At 68.1% G+C, this 20,834-nt stretch carries 20 protein-coding genes and 2 pseudogenes; 8 read left to right on the top strand and 14 right to left on the bottom strand.

Annotated elements, in window-relative coordinates:
* The 4 genes from JNW89_RS06255 to JNW89_RS06240 all read left to right on the top strand — a co-directional run.
* Positions 1-272: transposase (locus JNW89_RS06255; protein ID WP_238448101.1), on the top strand; the 272-nt coding region annotated here is incomplete at its 5' end.
* Positions 273-294: 22 nt separating this feature from the next.
* A complete protein-coding gene (locus tag JNW89_RS06250; RefSeq protein WP_238448100.1) occupies positions 295-834 on the top strand; it encodes a hypothetical protein in 540 nt (179 codons plus the stop codon).
* Positions 835-3,382: 2,548 nt separating this feature from the next.
* Positions 3,383-4,629, top strand: a protein-coding gene (locus JNW89_RS06245; protein ID WP_238448099.1) for an IS3 family transposase whose coding sequence is annotated in 2 segments (ribosomal slippage) — positions 3,383-3,665 and positions 3,665-4,629 — 1,248 coding nt in all. Because the reading frame shifts where the segments join, the coding sequence is not laid out codon by codon here.
* A gap of 79 nt (positions 4,630-4,708) precedes the next feature.
* Positions 4,709-5,206, top strand: a complete 498-nt coding sequence (locus JNW89_RS06240) for an NUDIX hydrolase (RefSeq protein ID WP_238448098.1) — start codon at positions 4,709-4,711, stop codon at positions 5,204-5,206.
* Here the strand turns inward: JNW89_RS06240 and JNW89_RS06235 are convergent.
* The 13 genes and pseudogenes from JNW89_RS06235 to JNW89_RS06180 form a co-directional block, all read right to left on the bottom strand.
* Complete coding sequence (locus JNW89_RS06235; RefSeq protein WP_309139954.1) at positions 5,173-6,225, bottom strand: Gfo/Idh/MocA family oxidoreductase; 1,053 nt, start codon at positions 6,223-6,225, stop codon at positions 5,173-5,175. The genes JNW89_RS06240 and JNW89_RS06235 overlap by 34 nt on opposite strands.
* Complete coding sequence (locus JNW89_RS06230; RefSeq protein WP_238448097.1) at positions 6,222-7,283, bottom strand: DegT/DnrJ/EryC1/StrS aminotransferase family protein; 1,062 nt, start codon at positions 7,281-7,283, stop codon at positions 6,222-6,224. Before JNW89_RS06230 ends, JNW89_RS06235 begins: the two co-directional genes overlap by 4 nt.
* A 64-nt stretch (positions 7,284-7,347) precedes the next feature.
* Complete coding sequence (locus tag JNW89_RS36540; protein WP_309139953.1) at positions 7,348-7,767, bottom strand: hypothetical protein; 420 nt, start codon at positions 7,765-7,767, stop codon at positions 7,348-7,350.
* Entirely contained in the window at positions 7,674-8,618 is a 945-nt protein-coding gene (locus JNW89_RS36535) for a UDP-N-acetylglucosamine 1-carboxyvinyltransferase (RefSeq protein ID WP_255540468.1), read from the bottom strand. The genes JNW89_RS36540 and JNW89_RS36535 overlap by 94 nt, the downstream gene beginning before the upstream one ends.
* An 87-nt stretch (positions 8,619-8,705) precedes the next feature.
* The gene (locus JNW89_RS06220; protein WP_238448096.1) at positions 8,706-9,293 is read right to left on the bottom strand and encodes an acyltransferase; all 588 of its coding nucleotides are present in this window, start codon (positions 9,291-9,293) and stop codon (positions 8,706-8,708) included.
* On the bottom strand, positions 9,290-9,535 hold the full coding sequence (locus JNW89_RS06215) for an acyl carrier protein (RefSeq protein ID WP_238448095.1): 246 nt from the start codon (positions 9,533-9,535) through the stop codon (positions 9,290-9,292). Before JNW89_RS06215 ends, JNW89_RS06220 begins: the two co-directional genes overlap by 4 nt.
* Positions 9,532-10,788, bottom strand: a complete 1,257-nt coding sequence (locus JNW89_RS06210) for an FAD-binding oxidoreductase (protein WP_238448094.1) — start codon at positions 10,786-10,788, stop codon at positions 9,532-9,534. Before JNW89_RS06210 ends, JNW89_RS06215 begins: the two co-directional genes overlap by 4 nt.
* Positions 10,782-10,940 carry an FAD-dependent oxidoreductase gene (locus JNW89_RS06205; protein ID WP_238448093.1) on the bottom strand — a complete coding sequence of 53 codons (159 nt, stop codon included), beginning with the start codon at positions 10,938-10,940 and terminating at the stop codon, positions 10,782-10,784. The genes JNW89_RS06210 and JNW89_RS06205 overlap by 7 nt, the downstream gene beginning before the upstream one ends.
* Positions 10,937-11,668, bottom strand: a complete 732-nt coding sequence (locus tag JNW89_RS06200) for a 50S ribosomal protein L11 methyltransferase (protein WP_238448092.1) — start codon at positions 11,666-11,668, stop codon at positions 10,937-10,939. Before JNW89_RS06200 ends, JNW89_RS06205 begins: the two co-directional genes overlap by 4 nt.
* Positions 11,669-11,853: 185 nt before the next feature.
* Positions 11,854-12,528 (bottom strand): GNAT family N-acetyltransferase, encoded by a 675-nt coding sequence (locus tag JNW89_RS06195; RefSeq protein ID WP_238448091.1) that lies wholly within the window; start codon positions 12,526-12,528, stop codon positions 11,854-11,856.
* Between the two features lie 22 nt (positions 12,529-12,550).
* Positions 12,551-13,234, bottom strand: a complete 684-nt coding sequence (locus JNW89_RS06190; protein WP_238448090.1) for a GPP34 family phosphoprotein — start codon at positions 13,232-13,234, stop codon at positions 12,551-12,553.
* Positions 13,235-13,244: 10 nt separating this feature from the next.
* Positions 13,245-14,257 (bottom strand): annotated as a pseudogene (locus JNW89_RS06185) (acetamidase/formamidase family protein).
* Positions 14,254-15,660, bottom strand: a complete 1,407-nt coding sequence (locus JNW89_RS06180) for an APC family permease (protein WP_238448102.1) — start codon at positions 15,658-15,660, stop codon at positions 14,254-14,256. The pseudogene JNW89_RS06185 and the gene JNW89_RS06180 overlap by 4 nt, the downstream one beginning before the upstream one ends.
* 591 nt (positions 15,661-16,251) lie before the next feature.
* Here JNW89_RS06180 and JNW89_RS06175 point away from each other — a divergent pair.
* The 3 genes and pseudogenes from JNW89_RS06175 to JNW89_RS06165 form a co-directional block, all read left to right on the top strand.
* Complete coding sequence (locus tag JNW89_RS06175) at positions 16,252-17,535, top strand: helix-turn-helix domain-containing protein (RefSeq protein ID WP_306344814.1); 1,284 nt, start codon at positions 16,252-16,254, stop codon at positions 17,533-17,535.
* Positions 17,536-17,544: 9 nt separating this feature from the next.
* Positions 17,545-17,883 (top strand): PPC domain-containing DNA-binding protein, encoded by a 339-nt coding sequence (locus JNW89_RS06170; RefSeq protein ID WP_238448088.1) that lies wholly within the window; start codon positions 17,545-17,547, stop codon positions 17,881-17,883.
* Between the two features lie 420 nt (positions 17,884-18,303).
* Positions 18,304-18,427: pseudogene (locus JNW89_RS06165) on the top strand (transposase); the annotation flags it as partial.
* Between the two features lie 141 nt (positions 18,428-18,568).
* On the opposite strand, the gene JNW89_RS06160 reads toward JNW89_RS06165, so the two are convergent.
* Complete coding sequence (locus JNW89_RS06160) at positions 18,569-19,657, bottom strand: IS110 family transposase (RefSeq protein WP_238448086.1); 1,089 nt, start codon at positions 19,655-19,657, stop codon at positions 18,569-18,571.
* A 271-nt stretch (positions 19,658-19,928) separates the two neighbouring features.
* Between JNW89_RS06160 and JNW89_RS06155 the strand changes: the two genes are divergently transcribed.
* Complete coding sequence (locus JNW89_RS06155; protein ID WP_238448085.1) at positions 19,929-20,819, top strand: IS3 family transposase; 891 nt, start codon at positions 19,929-19,931, stop codon at positions 20,817-20,819.
* Positions 20,820-20,834 lie beyond the last annotated feature (15 nt).

Here is a 20,834-nt window from a genome sequence, read left to right as displayed (position 1 = left end):
GCGGAGCCAGCCCGATCGAGATGTCCTCCGGCAAGACCCAACGGCGCCGCCTCAACCGAGGCGGCGACCGCCAAGCGAACTCCGCCCTCTACATCATCGTCATCGCCCGACTTCGCTGGGACGTTCGCACCCGCGCCTACATCGACCGGCGCGTCTCCGAGGGCAAAACCCGACGCGAAGCGATCCGCTGCCTCAAACGCTACGTCGCCAGGGAACTCTACGAACTCATCGTCCAGACAACGAGCCACACCAGCCAACGCTCAACCGCTTGACATCCATAGGGGCATCTGTGACGTGCTGTTCAGCTGCGTCGACCGGCCCTGGCCACGCGCCGTACTCAATCTCGCCGCCTACGCCCACCTCATTCCAGTCATCGACGGCGGCATCCTCATCCGCAGCGACGGCCATAGAATGCGCGGGGCCGAATGGCGCGCACACATGGCAGCGCCCGGCCGCGCCTGCCTGGAATGCCTCGGACAATACGATCCGGCCGATGTCTCCCTCGAACGCACCGGCCAACTCGACAACCCGTCCTACATTGCCGGCCTCCACCGCGACCATCCGCTACGCCGCAACGAAAACGTTTTCGCCTTCTCCATGGCCGCCGCCGCCAACGAGACACTCCAACTGCTTACCGCAGTCATCGCTCCCAACGGCATCGGTGACGTCGGCGCCCACCTGCATCACTTCGCTACCGGCACGCTCGACCGCAATGAAGCAGACTGTAACCCGGGATGCCCCTACACCGGGGCACTCCTCGGCAGCGCTGACAGTCACGGATTCGTCGTCACCGGCCGGCACTCGATCGCCGAGGCATCCCGGCTCGCTCGCTGACGGGCGGGGCGAGGGCTCTCAAAGCGGATAGCACCTCGCATCGACGACCTGCTGTGGAGCAACGTCTAATCGCACGCCGACGTGGCCTGTCAGCCTGATAGGCGACGGAGAGTTAGCACCAAACGATGACGCGTTGCGCGCGTGCAGCACGTCGAACGCCCTGCGGTCACCCTCACCGATGAGGCGCAACAACTGGTCATCGTCCACGTCCATCGACCAAAGTTAGGACGCATCACTCCGCGAAACGGTTCTCTACCACCGCACCACGCGCATGGCGGACACCGATGATGGCCTCCGATCACTAGACACACCCGAACCACCCGGAGTGTGATCTGAGCAGGGCTGACGTTCCTTCTGCCGATCTTCGGCAAGCGAGCACAGCAACGCGCAGGTGCGACCGGAAAACAAAGGAACCAAAAGGGGAAACCGCAGGTAATGAGCCTGCGGATGCAGATAGAGCACCGTCTTAGGAAACCGATGCTCTATCCCCTGAGCTACGAGGGCGCGATGGCCCAGCTTACCTGCCAGCGGATAGCCACGAGTGCCCAGGAGTGCTCACCCGTGCGCACCGCTGGCAGCCGCCGTTGCTCCGACCGGCGGAGCACACACCGAGCATGCGATCATCGCCTGGCAACGCCTGGTACCCACCGCTGCCCGACAATGACCAGAGCTACCCGGGCCTACCCATGACTCACCGAGCACGTTCCGAGCGCTACCACCAGTTCCGCTCGTTCAGGCGGCGGGGGCGCGACAGGTTGCCGGCCGGTGCGGCCCACGTCAACTTGCGAGTGAGGCCCCGGCCCGGTCAACCGGGCTGGTCATACCGTCTAGACGGGCCGCACGCGCCGCCGCCTGGGCGCGCGCCGGCCGCTGCCGCTGTCGCTCTGCGGCCGTCACGCCTAACGCCCGGCGGCTGGCGCGGACAGCGGGAAGCCCGGAGGGCCGCCGCAGAACGACAGACCGTTGACCGGTGAGGTGGTGAGCCGGCAGCCGACCGGGCCCCGCGGCCAGTACCCGCGCGGCGTAGGAGAGCGGACGCCGGCCGCGTCGGCGAGCTGGCGGCGGTCGCCGGGCCACGGTTAGGGCGCCTCCGGCGGGGGCGCTCCGGCTCCAGGATGGCCGGGGTTCCGAGCTTGGAGATCCTTCACGGTTCCGGGCCCATGGTTGGTGACAACCACACGCTCGTCCTCATCCCAGCCATGCCGAGTCTCGCAAGCAAGAAGCTCTAGCTTCGCGTCTGGCTGCGCGATCCGGTTCCGCCACCAGGGTTGGAGGACCGAGTACCACAGGTTGATGGACCCCAAGAGCGAACGCTGCAACGGCGACCGCTGCGCTTACGGCTTGAGAACTCATGCGACGAGGGTAGGGGCGTGGCCCGTGGCAGGGGTCCCCAACCCGCCAACGGCTTAGATCGAGGGGTGGCGAGGGCGGAAGGTCTCGAAGTGGATCAAGGGCGCGTGATACCGCCTGTAACCATCCCGACACCAAAAGCTGAGGCGACAGAAACTGCTTAGGGGGTTGTGATCTTCGTCTCAGTGCTATCCACGGGACTACTTCAGCCCCTCCACGTCGCACAAGGTGGCCCGGTTGCTGACAGTGAGGCATGACCAGACCGCATCAAACCGCCCAAATCGCTTGCCGTTTGCAAATTGCAGAACGCGGGCGGTCGCACAACCTGTCCGTCGTGAACGGACAAAGAGTTATAAATAGGGCAGATTTTGTCGCACAGCTGCGCCTCAAACCAGAACAAGGAGACGTGTGTCCTCACGTCGACTGGGTCGTTTGTGAGTGAGCGGGCAACCGCGCGCATGGGAAGGGGCGGCACCGATGGCTTCGCGGGCCCGGGGTGCCGCCCCCAACCTGCACTGACACCTAGGTAGGAGCGCAGGTCTAATGACCGTAACGAAGGTTAGGCGCAAGAGGCTTCGGCCGAAACGGCGCAAGGATGAGCGCAGCCAGCGCAAGAGCGAGCGGAAGCGGTGGTCGCATGCTGAATGGGTGGCCCTGCTGAGCGCCCTTGAGGCGTCCTTGACCGCGATAGCAGCTCTGGTACTCGCAATCTCGCAACTGATCCATCGCTAACACCGTGGCCTGAAGGGAGGGTGACTGAATCCAGTCGCCCTCCCATCACCAGCAGAGATCGTGTGCAGCGCTTGCGAGGCAGCAAGGAAGCAGCGCAAGGGTCGCCGATGCCCGGTCGCGGACGCCAACCGTTGCCTGGCTACACCTGTATGCCGCGTCTATCAGGTACTGCCCGGCGACCATCGACAACTTGCCTCCGTATCCCCCGGCGGGGGTCGGGGGCGCGGGCCGCCAGGCCGAGGCTGAAGAGACCCGGACGTCGTCCGAACGCAGTGGAGCTGCTGTCACGTCACGTAGCTTGCTCTCCGAAGCGCCAGCCCGACTACTCCCTGGACCCGCGCTGACGGGCCACGCGATCGGGAACGCGGATCAGGTCGTCGTCAACCTCGGGCCGACGGTGGACCAGCCACCAACCTGAACCGCCCCGGATCTTGTAGAGAATTCCCCGCTTGGGAAGGATCGAGAGATGGCAGGAACGAAGCCGTATCCGCAGGAGCTGCGTGAGCGGGCGGTGCGGATGGTCGCGGAGGTGCCGCCGAACTACGAGTCGGACTGGGCGGCGATCACGGCGGTGGCGGCGCGGCTGGGGATCGGCACGGCCGAGACGTTGCGCAAGTGGGTCCGTCAGGCGCAGGTCGACGATGGGCGACGGCCCGGGGTCACGTCGGAGGAGTCGGCGGAGCTGAAGCGGCTGCGGCGGGAGAACGCCGAGCTGCGGCGGGCGAATGAGATCTTGAAGGCCGCGTCGGCTTTCTTCGCGGCCGAGCTCGACCGGCCTACGACACGCTCGTGACGTTCGTCGACGAGCATCGGGACCGCTTCGGCGGAGTCGAGCCGATCTGTCGCGTGCTGCGCCAGCACGGGCTGCAGATCACCCCGAGCGGCTACTGGGCGGCCACGAAGCGTCCGCCGTCGAAGCGGCAGGTGCGTGATGCGCAGCTGACCGACCGTATCCGCGAGATCCACGCCGCGAACTACGGCGTCTACGGTGCCCGCAAGATCTGGCACGAGCTGCGCCGCCGCGGTCACCCGACGGCCCGGTGCACGGTCGAGCGGTTGATGCGTGACGCCGGCCTGGCCGGCGTCGTGCGTGGCAAGAAGATCCGCACCACCACAGTCGATCCTGGGCATGAACGGGCCACTGACCTGCTCAACCGGGACTTCACCGCAGCCCGGCCGAACCGGTGCTGGGTCGCGGACTTCACCCACATCGCCGCCTGGTCCGGCGTCGTCTACGTCGCGTTCGTCGTCGACGTCTACTCCCGGGCGATCGTGGGTTGGTCCGCGGCGACGAACAAACGCACCCCGCTGGTCCTGGCCGCCCTGGACATGGGGCTGTGGCGCCGAGACCGCGCCGGGCAACCGGTCAGGGCGGGCCTGGTGCACCACAGCGATGCGGGCAGTCAGTACACGTCGTTCCGGTTCACCACCCACCTGCTCGATGCCGGTATCGACGCCTCGATCGGCAGCGTCGGTGACGCCCTGGACAACGCGCTGATGGAGTCCACCATCGGCCTCTACAAGACCGAGCTGATCAAGCCCCGAGGTCCCTGGCGCAGTCTCGCCCAGATCGAACTGGCCACCGCCGAGTGGGTCGACTGGTACAACAACCAGCGCCTGCACTCCGCCATCGGGCACGACCCACCCACCGAACACGAATCGATGTTCTACGCTCAACCCCAGCCCCGCGAGGTGGTTGGAGTCAACAGCTGAGGTCTCCACAGAACCCGGGGCGGTTCAGGAAACCCCCGATCCCGGCGTGTGAGAAGGGCTAGGCACATAGGGTCGCTTGATGACTGACGTAGCCATTGACCCCGATCTGGAGTACATCGCGAACGTGACGCGGGTACGGGCGGCAGCAGGTGCCGTTCTGCTTGACGGCGCGGGTCGGGTGCTCGTGGTGCATCCGACGTACAAGGATGTCTGGGAGGTTCCTGGTGGGATGCTGGAACCTGGCGAGTCGCCGTTGCAGGCCTGCGAGCGGGAGATTGAGGAAGAGCTCGGCTTGGGTCTCTCCGTTGGTGATTTGCTCTGCGTGGATTGGGTGCCACCGAGCCCTCCGTGGGACGGCGGGTTGATGTTCGTGTTCGACGGCGGGGTCCTCGGCCCCGAGCAGATCGACTCGATCCGACTGCGCTCGGAGGAGCTGGATCGGATGAGGTTCATCGAACCTGCAGCCCTTGGGCAGGTCTTGATCCCCCGATTGGCTCAGCGAGTCGTGCAGGCCCTGGCGGCACGGGCTCGTGGGGGCGGGGTCTATTTGGAAAACGGACTCGCGGTCAGCCGTTGATTGGCGCCTGTCTGTCGAGAGCGCACCAGGCACGGCGTGACCGCGTTACCCGTTGTCGCTGAGGCGAGGACGGCTTCGGCTGCGGCGATGGTGGCTGCTGCTTGCTGAAGGGTGACGACGGGCGTGTCGGCGCCGCGCACGGCGTCGCGGAACGCTTCGTGCTCGCTGAGCAGGGGTTCTTTCTTACTGATGGCGTAGCGGGTGATGTTGCCTTCGGTGACGCCCCGGAAGACCTCTGCAGCGGGCCACTGGATTCGGGTAGAGCCGTTGGCGTAGTAGGTGAGGTCGGCGTGGAGGGTGTCGGCAACAAAGCATCCGTGTGGGCCGGTGGCGGTGGTGATGCGTTCTTTCATCGGGGACAGCCAGTTGACCAGGTGATTGGTGATGGTGCCGTCGCTCAGCTCACCGACGATCACGGCGACGTCCTCGGGGAATCGCCCACTGCGGCTGACGGTTCGTGCAGCGAGGGAGACGAAGGACCGGCCGGTGACCCAGGCCGTCATGTCAAGGTCATGCGTGGCCAGGTCCATGACGACGCCGACGTCACGAACGCGAGGCGGGAAGGGTCCCTGCCGGCGAGTGGTGACTTGGTAAAGAGTCCCGAGTTCACCATTGGCCAACCGTGCGTGGAGTGCGCGCAGGGCGGGGTTGTAGCGCTCGACGTGTCCGACCGCCGCGACGACGCCGGCCTGGTCGAAGGCGTGGGCCAGTGCCAGAGCGGTCGACAGGTCGGCAGCGAGGGGCTTCTCAATCAGCGTGGGAATGCGGGCGTGCGCGAGGGTGAGCGCGACGGACGCGTGGTGGGCGGTGGGAACCGCGACGACGCAGTAGTTCAGCCGGTGTGTCAACAGTTCCTCGACGGTGGCGACCACAGGGATGCTCTGCGCGGCCTGGTGCTTGTCTCCTGCGGGGTCGGCGGCGGCGACGAGGGTGACGCCGGGGAGTTGGCGGAGGATGCGGGCGTGGTGGCGGCCCATCATTCCGAGTCCGACAAGGCCTGCTCTCAGTGGCGCGGTCACGTGTTCACCTGCTCGGCAAGGTAGGCGAGTTCGGTGGTGGTGAGGTGCGGGTGGACCGGTAGGGAGAGCACTTCGGTAGCCGCTCGCTCGGTGTGCGGCAACTCGTAGGGCCGGGCGTACGCGTGGCTGCGGTGTACGGGCAGCGGATAGTGCACGCCAGTCTGGATCCCCACGCTTGCCAAGCGTTCTCGCAGCAGGTCACGGTTGTCGGCACGGACGACGTACTGGTGATACACGGGGTCAGCGCCGGGTGCGACAGTCGGGGTCGCGACGCCTTGGAGGTGGTCGTCCAGGTAGGCGGCGTTGGCTCGTCTGCGGGCGGTCCACCATGCCAGGGAGGCCAGTTGGGTGCGGCCTACGGCGGCGGCCACGTCGGTCATGCGGGCGTTGTAGCCGACCACCTCGTACTCGTACCGGCCGGACAGACCCTGGTTGCGCAGCAGCCGCAGCCTCTGCGCCGTCTGTATGTCGCTGGTGGCGACCATGCCACCTTCGATCGAGTGCATGTTCTTGGTCGGGTAGAAGCTGAAGGCTGCGGCGTGGCCGAAGGATCCGATCGGCGTTCCGTCGAGGGCAGCGCCTGCCGCCTGGGCGGCGTCCTCGACGAGCGCCAGGTGATGGCGTGCGGCGAGCGCGACGAGCCGGTCCATGGCGGCGGGGTGACCGAAGAGGTGCACAGGCACGATCGCGGCGGTGCGAGTGGTGATGGCAGCGGACACGGCATCGGGGTCGAGGGTCAGCGTCTCGGGTGCGATGTCGGCGAACACTGGGGTGGCCCCGGCGTGCACGACGGCGTGGGCGGTGGCGCCGAAGGTGAACGACGGCACGATCACCTCATCGCCCGGCCCGATGCCGCAGGCGAGCAGCGCGAGGTGCAGCGCGGAGGTGCCGGAGCTGACAGCCACGCACGTCCGTTTGCCGACCACGGCGGTGAACTCGTCTTCAAAGGCTGCTACTTGCGCGCCTTGTACGAGGTGCCCGCTGCGCATGACGCGGACAACCGCTGCGATCTCGGCGTCGCCGACGTACGGATGGGTGAGGGGGATGGTGATTCCCATGAGGGTCTTGCCTTCCGAGTGGATGCGCCGGGGTGGCGTGACCAGGGCGCCACCCCGGCGCGGGTCAGCTCTGTTCGCGGCGGATATCGGCGCCGAGTGCGGTGAGCCGGGCGACGATGTCGGCGTGCCCTCGTTCGATCATCGCCCCGTTGGTGACGACGGTTTCGCCGTCGGCGACCATGCCGGCTAGCACCAGAGCAATGCCGGTGCGCAGGTCGCGTGCGATGACCTCGGCGCCGTGGAGGGACTTGCCGCCGTGGACGACGGCTTTCTCTCCGTCGACGGTAACGTCGGCGCCGAGTTTGGTGATCTCGCCGACGAGGGCGTAGCGGGCGTCGTGGATGCGTTCGCGGAAGTAGCTGCTGCCGGGCGCTTGGGTGGCGAGGGCCATCAGGGGTGGTTGCAGGTCGGTGGCGAAGCCGGGGTGGGTGTCGGTGATGACGTTGATGGGGTGCAGCGGTCCGGGTCGGGCGACGGTGAGCACGGCGCCGGAGGCTGCCAGCTCGGTTCCCATCTGGTGCAGCTTGTGGGCGGCGACGCCGAAGTGGTCGAGGACGGTGCCGCGACGAGGGTGACTGCGCCGCCGGTGATGGCGGTTGCCATGGCGAAGACGCCCGCGTCGATGCGGTCGGGCATGATCGTGTATTCGGTGGCGTGCAGATGGTCGACGCCGTCGATGGTGATGCGGCCGGTTCCGGCGCCGTGGATCTTCGCTCCCATGGCGCTGAGTAGAGCGACCACGTCGAGTACCTCGGGTTCGAGGGCGGCGTTTTCGATGACGGTGCGGCCCGGGGTCAGGGCGGCAGCCATGATCAGGTTTTCTGTGCCGGTGTGCGACGGCGTGTCGAGGTAGAGGTCGGCGCCGCGGAGGTGGCTGCCCTTGATGTGGATGGTGGTGTCGCGTTCCTCGATGTGGGCGCCGAGGCGGGCCAGGCCGCGGTAGTGGAAGTCCAGGCCTCGGGTGCCGAGGGCGCAGCCGCCGGCGCCTTCGAAGATGACCTCGCCGCAGCGGTGGAGCACGGGGGCGAGGAAGAGGACGCTGCCGCGGAACTGCTGGGTCAGCTCGGCGGGCAGCCGCGGGTTTGACATGTCGGCGGCGTCGATGACCAGGAGTCGGTCGGCGGGGTGGTACTCGACGTGGGCGCCGACGAGCCGGGCCAGCTCGACGGCGCGTTGCACGTCGGTGATGGCGGGGACGTTGCGCAGTACGGTCCGTCCGTGCGGGGCTAGCAGAGCGGCGGCGATCATCGGCAGGGCCGCGTTCTTGGCGCCCTGGATAACGGCGGTGCCGTGCAGCGGGCCGGCGCTGCGGACGTGGTAGCGAAGTTCTTGCATTCGGGTTCCTCTCCGGAGTGCGCCCGAAGGCGGCGCACTGACGTTGGTACTGACAGCGGGCGCGGTGACGGTAGGTCCCGCCGGTTACTACTTCCGGGACAATCCGTGAGGCTGCTGCTGGTAGCGCAGATCGCAGGTCGGGCAGGCCAGGTTGTCGTCGAGGCGGTGTCCGCACTGGCAGACCCGGCCGACCTGCCGGGCGGGGTTGCCAGCGACCAAGCCGTGCTCGGGTACGTCGCGGTGGACGGCGGCGGCGATGGCGACCATGGCGTAGCGGCCGACGGTGACGCCAGGTGCGACGACGGCGTTGGCGCCGATGGTGGCGCCGTGGCGGACGGTGACCGGTTCTCGCCGCCAGTCCTGCCAGCCCTTGAGCTGCCCGTTCGCCGCGACCGCTCGCGGGGCCGGATCTTCCAGCAGGTACACCCCGGGGGCGAGCATCACGCCGTCCTCAAGGACGGCGCCGAACACTCCACAGCCGTTCTGGATCTTCACACGGTCTCCGATTTGGGCGGCCGACGACACGTAGACACCCTTGCCGAGCACGCAATCGGCGCCGATGCGTACATCACCGGTCACCTGCGCCTGGTGCCAGATGCGGGTGCGGGCTCCGATGCGCGCTGTCGGGGCGACCTCGGCCGAGGCCTCGATCATCGGGGTGTCCGTGTCCGTCACGTCGGGCTCCCGCTCTCCTGGGGTTCGATCTGCCGAGTCAGGTCGGCGACGGTGACGAGGCCGATCAGGGCTTCGTCGGACAGGATCCGCCGGCAGCGTTGTTGCACCAGGACGGCCAGCACGAGCCGGTCGAGGGAATCCAGGCCCAGGTCGGACAGCGAATCATCAGGGTCGATCGTGACGGCCGTCCGGCCGCTGATCTCCGCCAGAATGTGTTGGACCGTCTCGTGGGTCGGGTTCACCGGATCCGTCCGGCGGCATCGAGTAGCAGCGGCAGGCACTCGGCCATCGGGGCGCGTTGCCACAGCCGCCGCACCGCGACGGCTCGCGGAGAGTTGCCCGAGGCGATCTCGTGCAGGGCGGCGCCCAAGAACCGTTCGAGCATCTGGTGGGAACCGGCCGGCAGGCTACCGCCGGGTTGGCACAGCATGTCCACCAGGCCGCGGGTGGAGTCGGTGATCAGGTCCGCGAGTTCGGGGAGCCTTATTGTCCGGCGAGGGCTGAACGCGTGGCTGGTGGTGCTGCCCGGGGCGGTGATGCCGTCGGCAACGATCTTGGCGGCGTGCGGCGCGAGGAGCACTCCGCACCGGTAGGTGCCTGTCGCCAAGTGCACCATCGGGTGACCGGTACGGCCGATCAGTGGCAGGTGGTCGAGCGTGACGGGACGGTGCCCCACCCGGACGTCGACGAGCGTGGCGTCGCGCAGCGTGGTGTTCAGCTCGGCGGTCGCGTCGTGCATGAGGGTGGCGATCTCGTCCAGGCTCGCGCCTTGGCCGTAGTCGGGTTCGGTCGACAGGCGGTTCGTGGCACCCAGGTAGACCAGTCCGTCGCGGGGCACCATGTGGCTGCCGCACGCGAACCCCCGGTTCGGGGTGCGTATCGCGGCGGTCAGCGCGAACGGCGCCCGCACGAGCAGGGATACGCCGCGCCCGGACCGCAGCGGGGGTGCGCCGACCTCCTCGGCCAGCAGCGGGTCCAACAGCCCGGTGAGGGTGGCCCCGGCGGCCAGGACGACGTGCGCCGCGAGGGCCGTGCCGCCGTCGGCCGCATCCACGGCAATGTACGTGCCGTGGGTGTGCACGGTTGTCGCGGTGGTGTTGAGCCACAGGCATTGCGGGTTGGTGTGCAGGGCCGTGGTGAGCGCGTCCATCAGCGCGACCGGGTTGACGCTGGCTTCGTCGGCCAGCCAGAGCGCGTCGTGGGCGCGAACCTGCGGGGCCAGTCCCGGAACCTCACCCGGCGCGGCGAACTCAGCCTGGTAGCCGTGGTGCTCGGCGGCTGCGGCGATGGCCTTGAGGTGCGTGGTGTCGTCGGCGCCGTAGCCGTTGCCGATCACCCACACCCCGGGCGTCAACGCGATCGTTCTCCCGCTCGCGGCCGCCAGGCGGTCCAGCCATTGCTCATAGCCGCTGCGGGCGGCGAGGCGCTCGCCGACTTCGACGCGTACCCGGTCGACGTCGTGGCTTGCCTCGACCTCGCTGAACACGGTCAGCATCGCCCCGGCGGCCCGGGATGCCTGCCGACGTGCCCGCCGGTGCGGGGTCCGATCACGGTCACGCTCAACCCGCGTTCGAGCAACTCGAAGGCCGCCGACAGCCCGAGCAGCCCAGAGCCGACGACGGTCACGTCGCTGATGGAGGCGTTCATGACTCGCCTGCTTTCTCGTTGGTCGAGGAACGGGTTGCGGCGATGGTGTGGACCTCGAAGCGGAGACCGCGGAACGCGGCCCGCCCGGCGGACCGCAGCGCGTACAGCCGGGACAGCAGCACGTCGCGGTGTGCGGCGTAGCGGCGCAGGGGAATGTCCAGCTCGCAGACCTGCACCGTCCGGCACCGGTAGCCGGCCTGCTCGAGTTGCCGGCAGGTGCGCTGGATGTCGGTCAGCGACGAGTGCGTCAACAGCAGCGTGCCGCGGGGAGCCAGCAGCTCATCGAGGCGGGCGAGCAGCACGTCGTACATCGCGCGCCCGTCCAAGCCGCCTACCAGTGCTGTATCGATGCCATCCTCCATGGCGTATGCAGGATCGGACGGCAGGTGGGGCGGATTGCACACCACGACATCCCAGGGGCGGGTGATCTCCAACCGTGCCAGGTCCGCCACCTCTACCGTCACCCGAGAGAGGTCGATGCCGTTGCGGGCGAGGTTGTCGACCGCGACTCGGGTGCAGGCTGCGTTGATGTCAAGCGCGGTCACGTGAGCAGCGCCGGCCAGCAGCATCGCGACCGTGTAGAGGCCCGACCCGCATCCGACATCGAGCACCCGGGCACCCTCAACACTGATCGACGGGTCGTGGTTGAACGCGGACAGCAGAGACATGCCCACATCAGTGGGGACGAGGACCTCGCCCCTTTCGTCCGCCTCGATGCGGAGCTTCATGCCGCGAAGGATCCAATCCATGGATGCCCGGCCGGCCGGCAGCGGCCGAGGGCGGCACAGCGCGTCTCGGACCCCGGCCGGGAGACTGATGCGGGTCGCTTTGCCTGTGGATTTCTCGGTTGGTGGGGCACCGTTCATGCCTTCTCCTTCGTGGGTGGCGGGCTTGTACGGCCGCGTCGGAATGGTCAAGAGCTGGCGCCGGAATGGCTAGACACGCAGGTCGCGCGGGTGACTTGCCGCCGGTGGCCCCGATTGGCTGGCCAAATGTCGCTGGGGCCGTCGGGGTTGCGGCGCATGGGGCAGAGGACCGGACCGTCGGGCAGCGGGATGGACGGTCTCGGGGTGTAGCCGTGCCGGGCGTACAGGTGCTGGGCGTCGGTGGTGGTGTCGGTCCAGGAGGGCAGGTCGGTGCGGTCGAGTCGGCTGCGGTGGTGGCGGAGCATCGCCGTCGCCCGCCCGGCCTGCTGGGCGTCGGGGTGCACGGCGAGGAACGCCAAGTGGTAGTGCGGTTCGGTGGACCGCTGCGCGGACAGCAGCGTGTCGAGCAGGTCAAAGCGGTCGGCATGCGGGCCGGCGGCCTCGGTCAGGCGGCTGCCGTAGTGGGCCGGTGGTGGGATGGCCCGGTAGCGGTGGAACCCGACGGTGGCGGTGGTCAGGTCGTCGGTGACGTGGATGTCTCCGTAGAACATGGCGTGCTCGACCCAGATCGCGAGGACGTCGGTCAGCACCTGGCGCCGCTGTGCCGGGTCTGGCACCAGCCACGCGGCGAGCGCGCCGGGGTGCAGGGCGTCGGCGATCAGCGCGGCGACAGGGTCCTTGTCTGCCCAGCGGGCGGCACGGATACGAGGATCTGCGTCCATCGAGGCTTCCTTGTCGGGTCAGTTAGCGGTAGGTGGCGGTGGCGAGGTCGCCGACCGTGGCGTCGACGGCGGCGGTGATGTCCCGCACCGGGCGGTGGTGCTGGTCAGCGATCGTCTTCAGATGCGCCGTCAGCGCGTCGGTGTCGTCGTCGAGATACAGATGGGTGGCCAAGCCGAGGACGGCGACCAGCCCGGCGAGGGCAGCGGTGTGGTTGTCGGGTTGCTCCCGGCCGGCGGCGAGATACCGCAGCCGGGCCCGCGCGACGACCGCCCACTTGCTGTCTGAGGCCCGGTACACCTCGGCGCGGACGAGGCCGCCGAGGCGGCGACGGGTCGTATGTCTCAGGATCCCGGCGGCGACGAGACCGGCGCGGGTTCGTTCGTACAGGTCGTCGGCGAACCCCCGCAGCCACCCGGGCAGGGGTGGAGCGGGGTGGGCGTAGCGGATCGAGGAGATGGCGGTGTCGGCGATGAGGTCGCCGACGGGCCGGTGGATGCGCAGGCGCAGCCGCTGGTGGGAGGCCGGGCGGGTGTCGTCGTGCGGGTCGAGGATGACCCGCCCGGCCAGGAACAGGTCGATCAGGACCGCGCCGGCCATGCCGAGGGCGAGGGCCTGTCGGTGGATGTGGGGTTGGCCGGTGTCGTCGTCGTGGCCGAGCAGGAACAACTCGTCGCGCAATGGCAGTTGCGGGACCGACGTAGTCATCACCCGGCTCCTACCGCAGCCCCGCCGCGCACTGCCGCAACCGGCCGTGCACCCCGCCATAGGCGGCACCGGGCGCGGGGAGCAGCGCCTTGTCGACCGCGGCGAGGACCGTGTAGTTCGGGTCGCACACATTGCCGATCGGCGCCCGACCCGCCTGCGACACGAGCTGGTAAGCGTCCAGGGTGTCCAAGCCCGTCAGCAGGCCCGTCCAGCCGACCAGATCGTGCTGGGCGATCCGGTAGGCATCCTCCAGAGGCCGGGCGCACCCGACCGACATGATTTCGGTGTCGGTTTCCAGCCGTGGCCACGCTGTCGGGACGCCCTTGACGACCTCGACGATCAAGGTGGTGCTCGTCGCGATCTCCACGCCGACACCGCAGGCCTCGCCCTCGCCCTGGCGGGCGTGGCCGTCACCGAGGGCGAGCATCGCCCCGTGCACGTTCACGCCGAGGTAGAGGGTGGTGCCGGGCCGCACCTCGGGGGTGTCGAGGTTCCCGCCGTGAGTGTCGGAGACGATGGTGGAACGGGCCTCGAAGCCACCCGGAGCGACGCCGATCGTGCCGATCATCGGATCCAGGGGCAGATCGACGGTGTGGTCGCTGACCGTCGCCTGGAACCGCACCGCCCCCGCCTGCCGGTCGATCCCATATACCCACACCCGCTCTTCGAGAGGCGGCTGCAGGGTGGCCGTGTGGGAGGTGGAGGTCAGCGCCCCGAAATGCGGGAACGTCGAGGACACACCCCAGTCCCGGGCCGGCGTGATCGACAGGAGATGGATGGCGAGGGTGTCGCCCGGCTCGCGTCCTCGACAAGGAACGGCCCGGACACCGGATTCAGGTAGGGCATCCGGCACACCTGCGAGGGCAGGTCCGCCGGCCCGCGGACGAGTCCGCCGAAGCAGTCCTCGGTGAACACCTGAAGCACGTCACCGGAGCGAACGTGGGCCACCGGCATCCTGCCGCCGAAGGTGTAGACCAACTCGTCGCGGGCTGGACGGTAGGCGATCGTTTCCATGGCAGTCACACCCGCTCCATGTCACGTGCCTGCGCCTGGGCGGGCGCCAGACCCGACAGCACCGGCCGACGGCCGGACAGGTACAGGCCGGCGAGGACGAGGACGCCGAGGACCAGCCAAGCCAGGCCGAGGCGCTGGGCGGCGATGTTGGCGTTGACCACGACGTAGGCGAGGATCGCGAACCCGATGGCGGGCATCACCAGGTGGGCCCGCCAGTTGCGGCTGCGGCGGCGGATGAGGTGGTGCGCGACGACGGAGACGTGCAGGACGAGGAAGGCGACCATCGCCCCGAAGTTGATCAGCGACGATAAGAGGGCGATCCCGTCCGCGCGGGTCGTCATGTACAGGCCGAGGGCGAGGGACACCACGCCGGTGAGAAGGGTGGCGTTGATCGGGACGTTGCGGCGGATCGACACCTTCGCCAGGAACGCGGGCAGTTGCCGGTCGCGGGCCATGGCGTAGAGCAGCCGGCTGGTGGCGACCTGGGCGACCATCGAGTTCGGCAAGCCCCACGCGATCGCCGTCGCCACCGCGCACAGCGTCGCCAGCCAACCCCCGCCGGCCACAGCGGCGGCGTCGTAGAAGGCGGTGCCGTTCGGGTCTCCACCGGCCAGCAGCGCGTCCGGGTCGGGGACGAGCATCGCGGCCAGCCACGTCTGCACGATGAACAACGCCCCCGCCAGGACGAGGACAGCGGTCATGGCCCGGCCGATTTGCCGGGACCCGCCCTTGGTTTCCTCGGCCAGCATCGAGATGCCATCGAAGCCGAGGAACGACAACACCGCGATCGACACCGCCCCGGCCACCAGGGACCAGGTAAAGGTGTCGGGGCTGTAGAACGCCTCCCAGCTGAACCGGCCCTTCCCGGACGCGAGGGCCCAGCCGGCGACGGCCAGGAACACTGCCAGGACGATCAACTCGCCGACGAGCATGACCCGGGTGACGACCGCAGTCATCCGGATCCCCACCGAGTTGACGATGGTGTTGACAGCGACGAAGCCGACCAGCCACAGCCACACTGGCACCGACGGCACCGTCGCGTGCATCGCCACCGACGCCACCAGGTACAGCAGCCCAGGCACCAGGACGTAGTCGAGCAGAATCACCCAGCCGGCAAGGAAGCCCACAGGGGCGCTGATCCCCCGGCCGGCGTAGTTGTAGACGCTGCCCGACATCGGGAACGCCTTGACCATCTGTGCGTACGAGAACGCGGTGAACACCAGCGCCACTACGCCGATCGCGTAGGCCAGGGCCACCATCCCACCAGAGCTGGTGTAGACGCAGCCGAAGATCGCCATCGGCGCGATCGGCACCATGTAAACCAGGCCGTATGCGATCAAGTCACGAAACCGCAGCTGGCGGGCCAACTCCTGCCGGTAGCCGTAGCGCGCTAGGTCATCTTGCTGATGCATCCAAGGGCCTCTCTCTTGCTGTTCATCGAGATTGAGTGGTGATGCCGGGGGCGCAATCGAGGTGTTTCCGCACCCTTGTTGGAGTGCCGAACTGCCGCTCGCGTCCACGCCGTCAGCGCCCAACTGCTTGTGTCGAGGTCGCCGGCTGGGATGTCCTCGGCAATCACCTCGGATGGGGTGGAGCAGCCCGGGGGCTCCGGACGCGGCTACCACCGCTGGAGGGCTGAGCGCCGTGGTCATGGAATCCCCAAGCTGTTTCGGATGGAGCGAACGCTCGGCACAGGCGTTGATTGGCAGGGAGGGCGTGCTGCACGAAATCGGCTGAGCGAGTGCGCGGCCGGTTCTGCGACGTAGCCCGTCCCTCGCCCAGCCGTGTCCGAGGCGTGGTCACGGACGGCCAGAAAGCTGCCGGGACGTTCAGTTGTTCGTCACTTATGGTTAGCGACACGATGCCGAAGGTCATACGGACGTGGCATGACCAAGAACGGATGTCGATATGCGTCGCAGGTATGACGGTGCCCGCTCAGCTGTTAGAACCTTGGAACACACCACCGTGCGACCCAACGCCGGTGGTCACACAAGGACGCCTCGATGACTGCGACTCACAAGCAGCGGTACTGCCGTTGCGGCACTCGTCTCGCCCGCGACAACACCGGCACGCGTTGCGCTCCGTGTCTGTCTCATGATCGAGAGCGCCTGCACGCGGCTCCCAAGTTTCCCCCCGATTTTTGGGATGAGGTCGTGCTGAGTGAGGCTCTTCAGAGCCGGCACATGGGCCGCGTGATCCGGGCTTGGCGGACGCACCCCTACCATGGCCGACACCCGATTTCTCAAGATCGCGTTGCTTCATGGGTGGGATTGACGCAGGCTCAGCTAAGCCGGATCGAGAACGGCCCGGCGCTCGCCCACCTTGATCGACTGGTGCAGTGGGCGGAGGTATTGCGAGTTCCAGCCGATCGGCTGTGGTTCGCATTGCCGATCACGGCTAACCAGCCGGCTGAGGGAGAGGACAGGGTGAAGCGACGCAAACTCATTGCGGCGGCCGGCGCGACGCTGGCAACCGGACTGTTGGGCGGCGCAAGCCCTGGCGGGGCGCTCAGCAACGACCGAGATGCGGTGGAAAGGTTCGCATGGGACCTCTGGCAGCACGGCGCGGGAGAACTGCACCGGTCCCAGATCCCGGAGGGCGTACGGCGTCACCTGGACCAGCACCCCCACGTCATGCGGACCCCTGACAACACCTACCGCTTCACAGATCCATCCCTGACGGACGTTCTCGTAGCTCATCGGGTGTTCGGCGACATCGCGCAAGGCAGTGGCCACCTGCTAGCCACCGCACAGACGAGCCACGCCATCGACTTGACGATCAGCGCGTTGACCGCCGACGACGAAGCCCGTCGAGGTTTGACCGCATGGATGCACCGAGGGCCGACTGCTGTACTTCGAGTGAATTCGGCTGGCATCCTCGCCAAGGTCGGTTCGCCGGACCTGAGCGATGCTGCCATCTCGGCCATTCGCGGCGACGACGAAGCCCGGCATCTCTATCTGACGGCCGTCGCGAGCCGCGTTCTCGAAGCGTCGTGGGACGAGGCCGCTCACCTCGCCGCATCGGTAGACGGACGAGTCGACCGAAGGATCGCCGGGTTGGCGTCGGGACGCGAAGCCTGGGCCGCTGAACGGCTGACGGTGGAGTTGACCAATCCGCGTGACGCTGCCGCGCGATGGTGCAGCGCCTTGCTGCTCGCCACGTTGCCCAACATGGCATTCGGCGCCACACGTGCGGCAGTCATGAGTGCGGTACCGCGCGAAACGTCTCGAGAGAATCTACGTGCCTATGCCGCTGTTCTGGCCGGCACCAACCCGCTAATGATCTAGGAGGTACCCATGAAGCTCCTCGCTGTGAAGCCTGGCGAAGAGGTGATGGAGACGCTGACCCGCCGCGCCGCTGAAGAAGGCATCACCAATGGCGCCATTGTGTCCCTCATCGGCGCCGTTGACGCCTGCGCGATCAGTAACATGCCCGCCACCGACCCGAAGTCCGACATCCTCAGCGAGTACCGCCAGCCTTTTGAGCTGAGCGGCACGGGCGAGATCGTCGACGGCAAGGTGCATGTGCACGTCGCCCTCGGTCGAGAGGGTGACATGGCGCTCGCGGGTCACCTCCACTGGGCGAAGGTCGAAACCTTCTTCGTCCACGCCTACATCGCCCCGCTCACAGCATGATCGGCATCTCGGTGTCTCGGGCACCCTCAGCACCCGGCTTTGCGGCATCGACTGCCGGCGGGGTAGCAGGGCCGCCGTGGTCGGCCTACGGGCTCGCTTCGACCACAAGCCCCGCGCCAAGGCCGTGGGCCTGCTCAGCATCGCCCGCCTACACAACGCGGGACGGTGGCCAGAGCTTTCGGCAATTGGGGCGGGTACGGGGGCTGCGGCGGATACGGCGGCTGGGGCTGAGGGTGTGGGTACGCGCCGGGGTCGGTGTCCACGGTGACTGATCCTCTCGGGCGGTCAAGTATCGTCCGACGGCAGTGGAGCGGCTACGGACGCAGGACCGGCCGTTTAGCCGATCCGGCATCGACCGAGCGCCACCGACCTGCCATTCCCCTCGTAGCGTGGAGGCCAGAGCTTGAGGGATAGAGGTTCATGGCTGAGACGAGACGCCAGTTCGATCCGGAGTTCCGGGCGGGTGCGGTGCGCATCGTGCGTGAGACGGGTAAGTCGATCGCCCAGGTCGCGCGTGACCTGGGCATCAACGACGGCACCCTTGCCAACTGGGTGAAGTAGGACCGTGAGACTCGCGGTGAGGCCGCTGCGGGGCAGTTGTCGGAGGACGAGCGGGCGGAGTTGGCCAGGTTGCGGCGGGAGAACGCGGAGCTGGCGATGGAGCGTGATGACGCCCCTATGTTTGTCAAGTCGCGGGAATCGACGTTGTCGCTGGTGACAGAGCTGCGGTGATAAGGGGGAAGATCTGTCGGGCGACGTAGCGCTTCAGGCAGCGGATGATCTCCTTCGTTGATTTGCCCTCGTGTGCCCGTTTGGTGGCGTAGTCACGGGTGCGTTGGTCGCGGCCGAGTCGGGTCAGGACGATGGTGTAGAGGGCGCTGTTGGCGCGCCGGTCGCCGCCGCGGTTGAGCCGACGACGGGTGGTCTTGCCCGAGGAGGCTTCCACGGGGTTGACGCCGCAGAGGGCGGCGAACGCGGCCTGGTTGGTCAGCCGGTCGGGGTTGTCGCCGGCGGTGATGAGTAGCGCCGCGGCGGTGTCGGGGCCGACGCCGTACTGGTCGAGCAGCTGCGGCGCGCAGGCGGCGATAGCGCTGCTCATCTGTTGTTGCAGGGCGCGGGTTTCGTCGGTGAGGGCCAGGACGCGGCGGGCCAGGCTGCGTAGGACCGTGGTGGTCGCCGCGTGGGTGCTGTAGTCGGTGGTGGAGGGTAGGGCTGCGCAGCGGCGGATCAGCGCGACGCGGCCGAGACCGCTCAGCGATTCCCGCAGTGTCGGGTCGGCGCGCACCAGCACGGCCTTGAGCTGGTTGATGGCCTGGGTGCGGGCCTTGACCGCCGAGTCCTTGGCAATCTTGAACATGCGGATCATCTCCACGGCGCCGTCGCCGCTCTTGGCCAGGCCGGTGGCCTGCCCGGACAGCACCGCGCGGGCGGCGTTCTCCGCGTCGATGGCGTCGGTCTTGCCGCGGCGTCGGCGCACCGCCCGGTCGGGCCGGTTGACCTCGATGACCTGCACCCCTTGGCGGTGCAGGTGCCGGGTCAGCGCGGTGCCGTGGGAGCTGGTTCCCTCCACACCCGCGCGGCGCAGCCGACCGTGTCCGCGCGCCCAGTCCACCATCGCGGTATAGCCGGCGGCGGTGGTCGGGAACGCCCGGGTGTCCACCAGTGCGCCCAGCACGGTGATCACGGCGGCGACGTGCGCGTCGTTGTGCGTGTCCACCCCGAGGATGATCTCCTCATCCATCGTGGCGGCGTTGGTCGGGACGTCGGCGGGCAACACCAGATCCTTCCACTCGGGAACAGGGATCGACGTCGACCGGACGTGGTGGTCAGGACTGTGACGGTGCCCATCGGCGAGGCCCCTATCGGGACACATCCACGCCCGGGTCGGGTCGGTGCCACCCAGGGACAAGGTCGACGGGTCATCACGAAGGCACCGGCAGGGCCAGTCTCAAGCTGGGTCAAACCCCGCCCGCCGGGCGGCACCGGTCCATCCTCACAGTCCTCAAGCGATCCGTGGTCCTGTGGGTCAAGGAAGCGACGGGCCGGTGAGCGTGGCCGGGTTCATCGCTTCCCAGAGGACCGAGCATGACGTGCCGCACGCGGTGGCCTGCCGGGCGTTGGGGGTGTCCGAGTCGTGGTTCTACAAGTGGCGCGACCGGCCGCCGACGCCCCGCGATGATCGGCGTGCCCGGCTGACAGCCGCGGTCAGGAAGGTCTTCGATGACTCGGGCGGCACCTACGGCAGCCCGCGCATCGGCATTGAGCTGCGCGAGCAGGGCTGGCAGGTCTCCGACAACACGATCGCGCAGCTCACGGCCGAGTGCGGCCTGGCTGCCCGTATCAAGCGCCGCCGGCGGAGCCTGACCCGTCAGGGCACACGTCCGGCCGCACCGGACCTGGTCAAGCGGGTGTTCACCGCACCGGCGCCGGATGTCGCCTGGTGCGGCGACATGACCGAGATCCGCACCGACGAGGGCAAGCTCTACCTGGCCACCGTCATCGACCTGTACTCCCGTCGCATCCTCGGCTACGCGATGGGCGCCCACCACGACGCTGGGCTGGTCGTCGCAGCGCTGAACATGGCCGCCGTCACCAGCGGCGGCAACGTTGAAGGGGTGATCTTTCACAGCGACAGGGGCAGCGAGTACACCTCGGCCGACTTCACCCGGGCATGCGCCCGATGGAAGGTACGCCAATCGATGGGCCGGGTCGGGTCGTGCTTCGACAACGCCGTCGCCGAGGCCACCTTCTCCACCATCAAGGTCGAGTACGTGCACCGCCGCCACTTCCGCACCCGTACCGAGGCCCGCCTGAAGATCGCGACCTGGATCACCGACTTCTACAACCGGCGCCGCCGGCACTCCGTCTGCGACTGGCGCTCACCCATCGACTATGAACGATCAGAGACCCGCGCCTTGGAGGCCCAGGCCGCATAACGGAGCCCTCCACGA

It is taken from the genome of Micromonospora sp. 4G55 (assembly GCF_016803375.1).
Note: the sequence above shows the minus strand (reverse complement) of the source record. Positions and strands in the feature narration are given on the sequence as shown.